This is a genomic window from Streptomyces sp. NPDC050548, from assembly GCF_044457385.1.
Lineage (GTDB): Bacteria > Actinomycetota > Actinomycetes > Streptomycetales > Streptomycetaceae > Streptomyces.
In genome coordinates this window covers 116274-128438 of the sequence record NZ_JBITGV010000017.1, presented here as the reverse complement: position 1 = coordinate 128438, position 12165 = coordinate 116274, and the positions used below count along the sequence as shown (strand labels likewise).

At 67.7% G+C, this 12165-nt stretch carries 11 protein-coding genes; 4 read left to right on the top strand and 7 right to left on the bottom strand.

Annotated elements, in window-relative coordinates; translation table 11 throughout:
• Positions 1–78: 78 nt before the first annotated feature.
• Complete coding sequence (locus tag ACIBJH_RS36990) at positions 79–1527, bottom strand: NF041680 family putative transposase (RefSeq protein WP_399121329.1); 1449 nt, start codon at positions 1525–1527, stop codon at positions 79–81.
• Between the two features lie 65 nt (positions 1528–1592).
• Between ACIBJH_RS36990 and ACIBJH_RS36985 the strand changes: the two genes are divergently transcribed.
• Positions 1593–2615 (top strand): tyrosine-type recombinase/integrase, encoded by a 1023-nt coding sequence (locus ACIBJH_RS36985; protein WP_399121328.1) that lies wholly within the window; start codon positions 1593–1595, stop codon positions 2613–2615.
• 98 nt (positions 2616–2713) lie between these two features.
• On the opposite strand, the gene ACIBJH_RS36980 is transcribed toward ACIBJH_RS36985, so the two are convergent.
• Together ACIBJH_RS36980 and ACIBJH_RS36975 are read right to left on the bottom strand one after the other, a co-directional pair.
• Positions 2714–3106, bottom strand: coding sequence for a hypothetical protein (locus ACIBJH_RS36980; protein ID WP_399121327.1), 393 nt, complete (start codon positions 3104–3106; stop codon positions 2714–2716).
• Positions 3103–4857 (bottom strand): hypothetical protein, encoded by a 1755-nt coding sequence (locus ACIBJH_RS36975; RefSeq protein WP_399121326.1) that lies wholly within the window; start codon positions 4855–4857, stop codon positions 3103–3105. Before ACIBJH_RS36975 ends, ACIBJH_RS36980 begins: the two co-directional genes overlap by 4 nt.
• Before the next feature lie 894 nt (positions 4858–5751).
• Between ACIBJH_RS36975 and ACIBJH_RS36970 the strand changes: the two genes are divergently transcribed.
• Positions 5752–7131, top strand: a complete 1380-nt coding sequence (locus tag ACIBJH_RS36970; protein WP_399121325.1) for an IS1380 family transposase — start codon at positions 5752–5754, stop codon at positions 7129–7131.
• Between the two features lie 905 nt (positions 7132–8036).
• Here ACIBJH_RS36970 and ACIBJH_RS36965 read toward each other — a convergent pair.
• On the bottom strand, positions 8037–8276 hold the full coding sequence (locus ACIBJH_RS36965) for a hypothetical protein (protein WP_399121324.1): 240 nt from the start codon (positions 8274–8276) through the stop codon (positions 8037–8039).
• On the opposite strand from ACIBJH_RS36965, the gene ACIBJH_RS36960 reads away from it, so the two are divergent.
• A complete protein-coding gene (locus ACIBJH_RS36960) occupies positions 8275–9039 on the top strand; it encodes a hypothetical protein (protein WP_399121323.1) in 765 nt (254 codons plus the stop codon). The genes ACIBJH_RS36965 and ACIBJH_RS36960 overlap by 2 nt on opposite strands.
• A gap of 40 nt (positions 9040–9079) precedes the next feature.
• Positions 9080–9301 carry a hypothetical protein gene (locus ACIBJH_RS36955; RefSeq protein WP_399121322.1) on the top strand — a complete coding sequence of 74 codons (222 nt, stop codon included), beginning with the start codon at positions 9080–9082 and terminating at the stop codon, positions 9299–9301.
• A 94-nt stretch (positions 9302–9395) separates the two neighbouring features.
• Here the strand turns inward: ACIBJH_RS36955 and ACIBJH_RS36950 are convergent, their stop codons facing one another.
• The 3 genes from ACIBJH_RS36950 to ACIBJH_RS36940 all read right to left on the bottom strand — a co-directional run bounded on the left by ACIBJH_RS36950 (position 9396) and on the right by ACIBJH_RS36940 (position 11932).
• Positions 9396–10298 carry a GNAT family N-acetyltransferase gene (locus ACIBJH_RS36950; protein ID WP_399121321.1) on the bottom strand — a complete coding sequence of 301 codons (903 nt, stop codon included), beginning with the start codon at positions 10296–10298 and terminating at the stop codon, positions 9396–9398.
• Positions 10299–10362: 64 nt separating this feature from the next.
• Positions 10363–11292, bottom strand: a complete 930-nt coding sequence (locus ACIBJH_RS36945) for a CU044_5270 family protein (protein WP_399121320.1) — start codon at positions 11290–11292, stop codon at positions 10363–10365.
• Positions 11285–11932, bottom strand: coding sequence for an RNA polymerase sigma factor (locus tag ACIBJH_RS36940; protein WP_399121319.1), 648 nt, complete (start codon positions 11930–11932; stop codon positions 11285–11287). Before ACIBJH_RS36940 ends, ACIBJH_RS36945 begins: the two co-directional genes overlap by 8 nt.
• Positions 11933–12165 lie beyond the last annotated feature (233 nt).

The following is a 12165-nucleotide window of genomic DNA, read 5'->3' as shown; positions in this document are numbered from 1 at the left end:
CCGAAGCGCCGGGTCATCGGCGCCACTCGCACGGCTACGGCCAACAAAGCAATGACCGGACCACCCTAAGCTTGATTTTTAACGATGCTCCTGTTTTATGCGGAGATGTTCGGTTCGGGTTTCGATTCGTTTCACGGTCTTGCCGGGCTCGTGGCGTGGGGCTGGCCTGCGGTTCTTCGAGCCAAGTGGGCGTCCGGGGCCGGGCTTTGACGGTTTCGGCACGGCTGTGGGACGGGCGGCTGTCTCGCGGATGTGCCGGAACCCTCGGCGGACGCGGGCGGGAGTGAGTCGGTTCGCCGGTCGGGGTTTCTCCCAGGGGCGCCGGAGGTCCTCGGCGAGGGGACGGGCGAGGCGGAGCTGGGTGTGGGCGGCGATGATCAGCCAGGTCCACAGGTCGGCGACATGCGGGTCGCGGACCTTCGGCGTTGTCCAGCCCAGGGTCTGTTTCCAGAACCTGAAGGTGTGCTCAAGATCGAACCTGCGGAGGAACGCCTGCCATCGCACCTTGACGTCCTGGCTGCTCAGGGCTGTCTTCGAGGACCACAGCCAGACCGGCTTGGCCTCGCCGTCGCTGGGCAGGTGGTCGACCTTGAGACGAATCAATGTCCCGTGGAGCAGGGGGAGTTCGCCCTCGTGGTCGAGCCAGGGGCCGCGGGCTTGGATGCGGGGGTGCATCCGGTCCCACGCCTTGGCTTCGGCGGTGCCGTAGCGGGTGGTGTCGCAGGTGTTGACCGCGTCGGGGGTGTGCCAGGTGTCGGGCTTGGCGAAGGTGAGGACACCGCCGTGCTTGCGGGGCTGCCCGCCACGCGGCCCGGAGCGGCGCGGGCCGGCATCGCGCAGCATCACCCGGTCCGAGCGCAGCCGGCCGACCAGCTCGACGGGCAGGTCGGATAGGAGATAGGCGAGGCGGGTCACGTCGTAACCGGCGTCCGTCACGATCAGGATGTCGGGATTCCACGGCTGCCAGTGCCCGCTCTGCACGAGTCGTTCCACGACTTCGCGGAGCTGGGCGGCGGTCACGGCGATGGCGTCGTCGGCCGGGCCCAGGCGGATCGCATCCAGCACCGCCGTCCATGAAGTGCGCCCGGTTTCCAGGGCTGCGACGATCGAGTACGGCCAGCCAGGAATCATCTGGTCGGCGCTGCGGCCACGTCCGTAGACGTGGCAGAACAACAGGTCAGGGCTGGTGGGGGCGTCCGGGCGCAGCCAGTTGGTCACATCGACCGCCAGGACGATCCGCCCGTCGGCAGCCCTGGGCAGCGGGGTCGTGGCCAGCAGCCGACGCAACCTGGTCGGCTCCAGCCAGCCGTTGTTCAAGGCGCCGTACATCGCGCCGTGCCCGCGCGGATGCTCGGCAGTCAGGGTGAGTTCGGGCAGCGAGGTGACCGGTCCGTCCGCGCACAACACCGCGTCGACCAAGTCGAAGAGCGCGTCCGCGCGGGCATAGAAGCAGTCGTAGAGCTCACTTCGAAACCGAGACAACACGGACAACGACTCGACGGCGGACAGGACAACTGGAAGACTCATGACAGCGGCCGTTTCTTCACGATTCGTTACTCGACATCTCGAAGCGTGAGGGACGGCCGCGTTTCATGTCCGGTGAATCCGGAATCCCAGCAGGTCAGACCCCTGCATCGTTAAAAATCAAGCTGAGGCCACGTCTCGACGTCGAAGAGCCGCCTGCCGACATCGTGGCCGCGTTGGACTGGATCGACCGGAAGTCCGTGGACATCACCGACCTCAACACGCCCTCCGTGGTGCGTACGGCGCTCGACGCGCTGAAGCTGAAACAGGACGGCACGGCCGCTGCCGAGAACACGGTGAACCGCAAGCGGACGGTCTTCAGCAACTGTCTCCGGTACGCGGTGGAGAGGGAGTTGCTGACGACCCTGCCCCTCGACAAGGTCGACTGGACCGCGCCCGAGACCGACGACGAGATCGACTTCCGGTTCGTCCCCGGCCCAAAGCTGGCAAAGACGTTGATCGATGCTGTCGGTGAACAGGGCGAACGCGGACGGCATTTGATGGCGTTCTTCGGCTGCCTCTACTACGCGGCCAACCGGCCTGGTGAGGCGGCCAGTCTCCGCGAGAACGACTTCGCCCTTCCGGAAGAGGGCTGGGGTGAAGTCCTGCTCTCCACGAGCATGCCCCGAGTCGGCTCCGGATGGACCGACACGGGCGAGTCGTTCGACACGCGCGGCCTGAAGAAGCGGGCCCGCAAGGCAACCCGGCCGGTACCGATTCCGCCGGTTCTCGTGCGCCTAGTCCGCGAGCACATCAAGGAGTTCGGCACTGCCGAGGACGGCCGGTTGTTTCGTGCGGCACAGGGTGGCCACCTCCTGTCCAAGGAGTACGGGGAGGCGTGGAAGGTGGCCCGCCTCGCAGTGCTGACGGAGTCCGAAGCGTCTTCGGCGCTGGCTGACGTGCCGTACTCCCTCCGACACGCGGGCGTCTCGCTCTGGCTTGAGTCCGGCGTCTCCCCGGCGGAAGTTGCACGCCGGGCGGGACACAGCATCGCGGTTCTGTTCCGGTTCTACGCCAAGGCAATTCACCGCAACCAGCAGCACTCGAACGAACAGATCGAGCGGGCTTTGAAGGCTTCCGAGGAAGGATAAGCAGCGCACTCTTCGCCTAGCAGGTGCCATCCTCTCTCCGTGCCCGGAAGAGGATGGCACCTGCTAGGGGGAGGTCCGGGCTACGAGGGGTTGATGCGCTACGTGAACAGACCGGCGATCATCGTGGCGAGTCCCTCGGCAATGGTGATCACGGAGGCCACCGAGCCAACGGCCAGGCCGAGGGTCTCCAGGGTCTCAGTGAGTCGGCGCCGGTCCGGGGCAGGGCTTCGCAGTTCCTCATCGATGCGGGCGGCTGCGCGGCGGGCTGCGCCGACGTTGGCCAACTGCGGTGCGTGTGTGTCTAATGCGGCGTTCAGCTCGGCGAGCTTGGACAGAGCAGCCTGGAGCTGAGCGGAGGCCGCGGTGTCGCCATTGATATGGGTCTGCACCTGACTGCCCTTGACTTCACCGGTGTTGATTTGGTTCCCGCTGCCGCTTACCTGCCAGCCATCGCCGGTGCCGCCTCGCCCGCGTCGTATCGCCATGGTCATCCCTTCGCCTTCGCGCCGTCGGACTGCTGTTGTTGCTGCTGCTGTACTTGGTCACCGCCGATTTTTCCGGTGTTGATCTGGTTGTGGTCGCCGTCGACGAACCACTGGTGGGTGATCTGCGCGGCCTGCCGCTGGAACTCGCCCACGGCCAGACCGTGATCGGAGAGGAAAGCGGTCACGGTACTGAACATGCGGCTCTGCAGAATGGAGATGTGCCGGTATGCGTCCTCGGCCTGGTGCATGTCCAGCGGGCTGGTCTGTGTGCAGTGCTCACGCAGGCTCACCGGCCTCTTGTCGTCCTTGTCGGGCTCCATAGCCTGCGCCGCCTGACGCTTCGCGGCCCGGGCAAGCTCACTGGTCTTCAGCAAGCCCAGGCCGCGACCCACTACGCCGTAGATGCGGTGCGCGAGGGCGAAGGTGTCGCCGAGCGCATGCAGGGGGACGAGCAGCACCTTGCCCGCCAATTCCCGTCCAGCCGCCGACTCTGCGGAGGCATCACTGTTCAGCGGGGCCAGGATGTGGGGGCGGGTGACGAAATGGAGGGTCTTGCCTTCCAGCGCAGCGTGAGCAAAGACTGTGACCACGACCTGGCCCTCCCAACTGATCACTTGGGCGGACAGATAGCGGCGCGAGGCGTGTCCCGAGGGGGCGAGCCGCCCCTGGGTGATCATCTCGTGAGCCTCCGGCCACAGAGCCCCCTGCTTGTCTGCAGGATCGGCCGTTGCCTCCGGAGCGCGAGGCAGAGTTTTCCAGCGGCTTTGCGGTACAGCCAGCACCTCGGCCACGTCGCAGTTAGGCAGAGCGTGAGTCTCCACCAGGACCCCGCGCAGGGCTTCCAATTCGTCGCGCACCCGGTCGAGAAGTTCGTCGGCCTCGAATGTGCGCATTCCTCCAGGTTGCGCATCCTCGTCCTCAATGCTGGGCTCGGCATCGTCGACGTCGTGGCCGGGGGAGTCGTCCTCGTCTTCCTCGGCGTCGGCCTTGGTACGGGCCGGGGCGAGCTGGATGCGGGTGGCACCGCTGCGCCAGGCGTCCAGGCCGGCCCCGACGAACCGGTCGATGCCATCGTTGCTCCGATAGGCGACGCTTGCCCATGCTTCGGCCGTTTCGCACTCCGCGATCCGCTTCGCGGCACGGGGCGCAAGGTGTGGCCGCGTGGCCACCCCGTCGTGACGCTTGGACAACGACTCCAGATATGCCAGCGCCACCCACCGGTCCAGCACATACACGGCGGTGACCGCAGCTGCCAACTCCACCGCGGTCGGTATGGCGTCCACCACGGCCGGGCGTATGAACGGCGCGAAGGGCCGCACCTGAGTCCAGAGCAGGAAGATACCGCCGACTAGCAGCACCATCGACACAAGTGAGCTGGCACCCCAGCCCAGGATCCGGCGTCCGCGGCCAGTGGCGATGAGAAGCTGATACAGCAGCATCCCCGCAGCCAGGGCCATGGTGCCGCCGGGATGGCGCACCGCGACGACTGCGGCAACGCCTGCCAAGAGTGCCTGGCGTATCCGGAGCTGCCGCCGGGCGGCGATGGAGTGGGTGAGCACAGGCGCGAGCCCGAACCCGAAGGACGGCACTGGGCGTTTGGGGGCGTGGAGCACGTTCTTCAGAGCCCATTCAGCGAGCGACTCACCGGCCAGGTCGCTAAGGCGACCGATCGGCCTGGGAAGCCGGTCCAGCGCGCGATCCCGCCACCGGCCCAGCCAGTTGCGGCCCTGGTTGATGCGGTGCACCCGCTCGTGCATGACGCCAGCCAAACGCCGCGTCACCTGATTACGGGCGGGGACCGGATCCCGCGGCGCGAACCTGCGGAGCGCCCAGCCACCGGACGCCAATGGCTCTCCCCAAACAGCGTCGACAGGCACCTCCGGCACGGACTGCCCCGGCCCGCCGCCATTGGGCGACGCAGCATCCAGTCTGGTGCCCCACTTGGGTAATAGGGACATCCGCCGCCTCCCCCGAGGTTCTGCATCTGATCGCGCTCATCTTGCATATGGCAGACGGTAACCGCCAGAGTACAAACAGTTCTTGACGTACCATCAGTTCTTGCAATGGCTTGATCTGCACGTGCCGATACGACATGACCAGCGGCTCTAGAGCTGCATGGCCAATCAGATAAGTACGCGCTTGTAAGTACGCGCTTGCCGCCAGTTGCACGTGGCGAGTCGGCGCGGCGGCTCACCGTGCCTACGGCCGTTGCTCCGCCGGGTGTAGTTGGCTTGAAGTATCCGCACCGACGGCGATGCAGCCCCTGTCCGAGTCTGCCCACGAAGCGATGTGCATAGCCCTTTCAGCCTGGTGCACCTGCGTCGGCACGACACCCTCGAGCAGCTTTCTGCCGACTTTGTCATCGCTATCAGTACCGCTCGCACCGAGGGCGCCTTGCATCAGCGTCCCGGCAGCGCACCCGTGTGATGTCCACTGGTCCAACGTCGCCGTCGGAACCCTCCACACGGCTGGCCTGAAGAACATCGCGGCTAGCCTCCGTCGCAGCGCTTGAACCTCTCCGCCCGCTAACCTCGGGCTTTCATGAGGGGTGCCGTCCGGCAGGTGATCGAGAAAGCAGAAAGTGCCCCTGAGCTGCAACGATAGGACTTGCTGAGGGTCCTGTACGTGGTAGCGAAAGAGGCACTTCCCAAGTGAAGAAGAGTAGCGGGTCCTACCCCCGTGTCCGTGTCGGGAGTGGCGGTCGCCGGGTGGTTGCCCAGGCTGGCTCGGTGCTGCTGGTCGAGACGGTCCGTAAGTCCGGCCTGGATACCGCGATATCGGCGGCACTCACGCCGTGGCGCAAGCGGCGGGCCGTGCACGATCCGGGCAAGATCCTGCTGGATGTGGCGCTGGCCGTCGCACTCGGCGGCGATTGTCTGGCCGACGTCGGCATGCTGCGGGCCGAGCCGGCTGTGTTCGGCCCGGTGGCCTCCGATCCGACCATTTCCCGTCTCGTCGCCGCGCTCGCCGCGTCCGGCCCGAAAGCTCTTGCGGCGATCCGGAGCGCACGTTCCGAAGTGCGGCAGCGGGTCTGGGGGTTGGCCGGGGCAAGCAGTCCGGCCGCCGACGGCCAGGTGATCGTGGACATCGACGGGGTGCTGGTCCTCGCGCACTCCGAGAAACAGGACGCCACCGCGACCTGGAAGAAGACCTTCGGCCACCACCCGCTCGTCGCGTTCGTCGATCACGGCCAGGCCGGGTCCGGGGAGCCGGTGGCGGCCCTGCTGCGGCCCGGCAATGCGGGCTCCAACACCGCCGCCGATCACATCACCACTGCCCAACTCGCCCTGGCCCAACTGCCGAAACACCTGCGGCGGGGCCGCCAGACCTTGATCCGCACCGACTCCGCCGGCGGCACCCACGCCTTCCTCGACTGGCTCTCCCGCCGGGGCCGGTGGCTGTCGTATTCCGTCGGAATGACCATCACCGACGCCATCCACCAGGCCGTGCTGAAGATCCCGAAGAAGGCGTGGACGCCGGCCTACGACGCCGACGGCACCGAGCGGCCCGGCGCCTGGGTCGCCGAGATCACCGACATGCCCGACCTGAGCACCTGGCCCAGGGGCATGCGGCTGATCGCCCGCAAAGAACGCCCGCACCCCGGCGCCCAGTTGCGCTTCACCGACATCGACGGCAACCGGCTCACCTGCTTCGCGACCAACACGAAAGGCGGCCAGCTCGCCGACCTCGAACTGCGTCACCGCAGGCGGGCCCGCTGCGAGGACCGCATCCGAGGCGCCCGCGCCACCGGCCTGCGCAACCTCCCCCTGCACGACACCGCACAGAACCGGATCTGGCTGGAGATCGTCTCCCTCGCACTCGACCTCCTCGCCTGGATGCCGATGCTCGCGCTGACCGGCGAGGCCCGCCGCTGGGAGCCCAAGAAGCTCCGGCTTCGGCTGTTCTCCGCCGCCGCGCAGCTCGTGAACACCGGCCGTCGCCGCTGGCTCCGCCTGCCCGCCCGATGGCCCTGGACCGCCGTCATCAGCCACGCGATCGTCAGGCTCCACGCCTTGCCGAACCCCGACTGACCAGCCACATCGACCGTCCCGACAACCCGCACCACCACACCGGCGTAGTGGAACCCGGCGCCCACCCGACGCGAGAGCCGGGCCCTCGGCCTGCCCCAGCCCCCGAAAAGACCGCACCACACAAACGCAGAGTCCCCGTCAGCAAACCGACGAGGACTCATGAACGATCGAGGCTAACGCACCTCGGCGTCGACCTCAGATAATCATGAACCCGATCAAGGGAGTCCCAGACCGCAACAGGCGCTAAGTCGTGGACGCGCGGCCCCCTTCCACAGGGTGGTGGTCCACGCCTGGTCCACACGTGGTGATCCATAACGCGATAGAGCCGGATCAAGGTGAGACAGTCCCACTCAGAAGGGGCGCCCCTCACCGAGGGACACCCCTTCTGACCAGCACGTCTACTACCTGCGGAGGCGGTGCGATCCGAACCCACAGGAACGCCGTCACGCTCTCGCGTTTTTCAAGACCGTTCCCTTAGGCCGCTCGGGCAACCCACCTGCGCCCCTCGCCACCTGGGGTGGGGCGGGTACAGCGTACCGGGCGACGGGGAGGTCGTGGGGCGTTGGTCCGGCACCGGACGTTCACTGAAGGGGCCGCTCGGCCGTAGTACCGCTTCCCCGCCCCTGCCGACGCCATTCGTCCGCCGCGGAGCTCGAATGGAAAATCGGCAGGATGCGATTTGAGGGGAATTTGAGAATCCGGAAAGGATTGCCGCACCATTACCTTCGCTTGGAAATCAACAAAGGCGATGCGTTTTAGGCTGCTACCGCCAGAAGCACCGAGTACCGCCTACAGACGGGAAAGTGAATGTTTCTTCGCGGTAGATCTCGAAGATCGCTCGGCACTGTCAGTTTATTCGCAGCACTGGTAACCGGAGGGGTGGGCTTCGTCGCCGCTCCAGAGGCTCAGGCCAGTGCCGCGACCGCGTACAGCGCCATTGACGGAACGGGAGTCCTTTCGGACACCGCCACGGGGTCGGCGACCACGGCGTCCTTGAATGGCTCTTCCCTTGCCGACGGGGTGACTCTGAAAGGCGTCGGCCTCTCGGATGTCCAGACGTACACGGACCCCGATGATTCGGCGGCGGACGTCGTCAGTGTGGGCCCGGACAGTGATACGCCGCCGACGACGTACGACGACAGCATGACCGTCACGGTGCCGAGTTCGACCACTTCGCTGGACGTGCACGCGAACAGCGGGGCGCCGGTCCACGACATCGCGGACGACACCACCGAGGCCGACTTCAGCGCCTCCGGTGTCGCCACCGCCCCCGCCGGCCTGACGGACACGGACATCGGCATTCAGTCCGTGAGCGACGGAGCGCGCCTCCTGTCCGTCGCCAACAGCGCGGCGGCGGCCCACCGGATGACGTACACGCTCTCCCTGCCCGCCGGCGCGCAACTCGTGCCCGCCACCGCGAGCCTGGACGACGAGAGCGACAACGATCCCGACTTCACGCCCACCACGTACGTCATCGTCCGGAACGACCAGGTCATCGGGGACATCGAGGCACCGTGGGCCAAGGACGCCGACGGCACACCGGTGCCGACGTCGTACTCGGTGAGCGGCGACCAGCTGATCCAGACCGTGGACTTCACCTCGGCGAACGCCTTTCCTGTCGTCGCCGACCCCAAGGTCTCGTTCGGCTGGTGGATCTACACCCGCTGGAGCCGTGACGAGGTGAAGCGCGTCGCGCTCAAGATCGGCGGCGGGGCCGCTGTCGTCACCGCGGTGTGCGACCTGATCCCCAATCACCATGTGTCGCTCATCTGCAAGGCGGTCGCCCTGTACGGCCTCGCGCATATTGGTGCGGTTTTCGTCAAGGCGGCCACCAAGAAGTGCAAAGTCGAGCTCAAGTTCGCCTACAGTGCCGTATACAAGATCAAAACGTACAGCTGTCTGGAATAACGAGTCCGCGCGTACCGCCTATCTCCTGACAGGAATCCACATGGGCGTTCAGAAGAAGACGACCAGAGCAATTGTTTCGGGAATCTCCTGGGCCGCACTCTTCGCCGGAGTGGAGATCGGATACGAACTGATCCGCTACGGAAAAGTCAATCCAGAAAGCCTGAATTTCTTCATCGGCCCCGTTGTCGGATTCCTGGGCGGATTCGCCGGGACCAGGTGGGGAAAGAACGAGGTATCGCCTTCGGGACCGGCGGGCGGGTAGCAGGTCCCGGTAATTCGGCAGCAGCTCGATCTTCTCCGCGTGGAGGGCCCGGATCGCATCAGCCGATCCGGGCCCGTCCAATGTGGTCCGCCTGTTACGGTGCCGCGCCCGAGATGCCGTCCCCGATGAAGTCGTACCCGATGAAGTCCCCCACCGGTACGAACCCGAGGCGTCGATAGAGCGCGCTGCTGGTTGCGTTCGCCGGGTCCGCGAACAGGACGACATCCGTCGCGCCGGCGGTCAGCGCGGCTCGGCTCACCGCTGTCGTCACGGCGCCCGCGTAGCCGTGGCCGCGGAGGTGGGCCGGGGTGTAGACCGGGTCCACGCGGACCATGCCGGCGGTCATCGAGGTGACGGCGGCCATGGAGGTGGGAGTGCCGTCCGTGGTCTCCCAGAACGTGAAGTGTCGGTCGCCGAAGCGCGAGGTGGTCCAGGAGCCGGCGTCGATGAGGTCCATGGAGACGATCTCTCCGACGTCGACGCAGAACTCTCGGCACCAGCGCACGACTTGGTCCCGGTCCTGGTCGTGTCCGCCCGCGGAGCGGCCCCGGCCTTCCGGGGACGGCTCCGGTGGGGTGAGTGTGCCGAGACGGTGGAGGCGGGCGCCCCAGCCGCGTACCGCTGTCGCGCCCGTGTGGCGTTGCCAGGCCTTGGCGAACGCGTCGGCCGTGGCGTGGTCCGAGAGGACGCCGGAGAGCGGTCGGCCGAGCCCGGCCAGGTGCGCGGCGAGGGTCTCGGCCTGCTCGGGGGTGAGCGCGGTGGGGTTCAGGCGGTGGCGGGCGGTCAGGCGGTAGAAGGCCGCTTGGACCTCGCCCCCTTGTTCCAGTCGGCCGAACAGCGGGGCCGCTGCGCCATCCCCGTCCGCTCCGCGCCCCCGTATCTTCTCGATCGTGGTGAGCGCCATGGTGTGCTGTGCGGGGCGTGAGCGCAGGAACTCTCCGGCCCGGGCGAGGAAGTCGTCGACGTCGTGGGTGAGGTGCCAGTCGTCCGGTCGCATGGCTCATGGTGGCAGGGGCGCCGCCCGCCGGGCGACACCCCCTCCGACCTGTGCGCCGGCCTCGCTAGGGCCGCTGCATCACCCGGTCCACCACGGCGCTCGCGGCGACGTACGACCACTGTTCGTACGTCGTCCCGCCCGCCGTCCGCCGGTCGTGCATGCCGAGGTACCGGTACGTGTCCGGGTCGAAGACCAGGACCGGTCCGCCACCCGCCCAGGGGGTTCCGGCGGGGCCGACGTACTGGATGCCGATGCCCACGCGGCCGTCGGCGTTCTTCTGGTGGGGCAGGACCCTGATGCCGGGGACGGCGGCGAGGGCCTCGTAGGCCGCGGAGCGGAGTCCCTTCGGGAGGACGGAGGTGCGGAGCAGACTCGACACGAAGAACTGGGTCATCGGCCAGTCGGCGGCCTTCATCGGCCTGTTGTAGTGCGGCTTCAGGGGGCCGTCCCGGAGGGCGATCAGCAACTTGTGCGGATCCGTGGGCAGTTGCTTCAGCAGGGTCCACCTGCTCGGCGGCCAGTTGGTCTGGCCCGGCTGGTACACCGGGACCCACTGCTTGTGGCCCAGTTCGCTGACGTACGACTTCTTGGAGCCGTCGACCGAGTTCCAGCTCTCGTCGACGTACGTCCGGGTCCGGCCGCCCCCGGCGGGGGTCTCCTTGATGATCTCCTTGGTGTAGATGAACTGGTCGTCGCGTGCGGCGATCGGCTTCTCCAGCCTGCGGTCCTCGGCCGCCGCCCCGCGCAGCACGGTGGTCGCGCTCACCGGCTGGGTGCTGGGCGAGGAGTCGTTGGCGATCAGGACGGTCGTGGCGACCGCCGCCGTCGCGACGCCGGCGACCGCGATCCGCAGGAGCGGGCGGCGGCCGACCGTCACGGGGGTGGCGGGGGCGGTCATCGACTCGTACAGGCGGAGGCGGGCACGCGCGCGTGCGTGGTCCGTGAGCGGGGGTGCGTCCGCGTCCCACTCCCTCAGGAGCCGCATCTCATTCATCGTCGGATTCCTCAACGTCGGTTTCCTCTCGGGAGGTTGTCGGGTCGGATCCGCCCAACGCGTCGCGGAGTTTTCTGCGGGCCCTGTGCAGCCGTGACCGGACCGTTCCCACCGGTATCTCCAGGGCGCGGGCGACCTCCTCGTAGCCGAGGTCGGCCCAGGCGACCAGCAGCAGCACGTCCCGGTGGCGGGCGGGCAACCGGGCCATGCCCAGGGCCAGTTCGCCCCGTACGGCCTCTGCGCTGACCCGCGCGGCCACCCGGTCGGCGACCGTGTCCTCGGAGCCGTCGGCGGGGGCGGCGGACGGCAGGCGGCCGATCGCCTTCAGGCGGCGGGCCTCGGCGCGCCGGTGGCGGCCCACGAGGTTGGTCGCGATGCCGAACAACCACGGGCGGGCGTCGGCGAGTTGGGTGTTGTACCGGAAGCGCTTCTGGAACGCGATGGTGAACGTCTCCGCCATCAGGTCCTCGGCCACCTCAGGACCGAGCCGGCGCGCCGCGTAACGGTGCACCGAGTCGGCGTGGCGGTCGAAGAGCACGGCGAATGCCTCGGGCTCGTCCCAGGACCGTTCGATCTCCGAGGCGTCACTCGTCGAGGTGTCGGTGTCCTGCCCCACCCTGACGCCTGGTTCGACGGTCATCGGGGCTCCTCTCGTCCATGCGAACACGCTGATGAAGATTGGGCTTTCACCCGTACTTCGCCGCAGGGAGGAATCCAGTTCCCGCGATGTGTACGCACCCATGGGGAGAGGGGTGGAGAACGGGCGGGGGGGGGGGGGGGGGGGCGGGGGCGCCGGCGGGGGGGGGGGGGGGGGGGCCGCCGGGGGGGGGGGGGAGGGCGCGCGCCGACCCTAAAAAAAAAGAGTGTTGTGTT

What these genes read in the sequence shown, in the direction of transcription:
- ACIBJH_RS36985 (WP_399121328.1), top strand. Translation starts at nt 1,593, where the DNA reads ATGTCCGGTGAATCCGGAATCCCAGCAGGTCAGACCCCTGCATCGTTA.
- ACIBJH_RS36955 (WP_399121322.1), top strand. Translation starts at nt 9,080, where the DNA reads ATGGGCGTTCAGAAGAAGACGACCAGAGCAATTGTTTCGGGAATCTCC.
- ACIBJH_RS36965 (WP_399121324.1), bottom strand. Translation starts at nt 8,276, where the DNA reads ATGCTGTCGTCGTACGTCGTCGGCGGCGTATCACTGTCCGGGCCCACA.
- ACIBJH_RS36980 (WP_399121327.1), bottom strand. Translation starts at nt 3,106, where the DNA reads ATGACCATGGCGATACGACGCGGGCGAGGCGGCACCGGCGATGGCTGG.
- ACIBJH_RS36975 (WP_399121326.1), bottom strand. Translation starts at nt 4,857, where the DNA reads ATGCACGAGCGGGTGCACCGCATCAACCAGGGCCGCAACTGGCTGGGC.
- ACIBJH_RS36945 (WP_399121320.1), bottom strand. Translation starts at nt 11,292, where the DNA reads ATGAATGAGATGCGGCTCCTGAGGGAGTGGGACGCGGACGCACCCCCG.
- ACIBJH_RS36950 (WP_399121321.1), bottom strand. Translation starts at nt 10,298, where the DNA reads ATGCGACCGGACGACTGGCACCTCACCCACGACGTCGACGACTTCCTC.
- ACIBJH_RS36940 (WP_399121319.1), bottom strand. Translation starts at nt 11,932, where the DNA reads ATGACCGTCGAACCAGGCGTCAGGGTGGGGCAGGACACCGACACCTCG.
- ACIBJH_RS36960 (WP_399121323.1), top strand. Translation starts at nt 8,275, where the DNA reads ATGACCGTCACGGTGCCGAGTTCGACCACTTCGCTGGACGTGCACGCG.
- ACIBJH_RS36990 (WP_399121329.1), bottom strand. Translation starts at nt 1,527, where the DNA reads ATGAGTCTTCCAGTTGTCCTGTCCGCCGTCGAGTCGTTGTCCGTGTTG.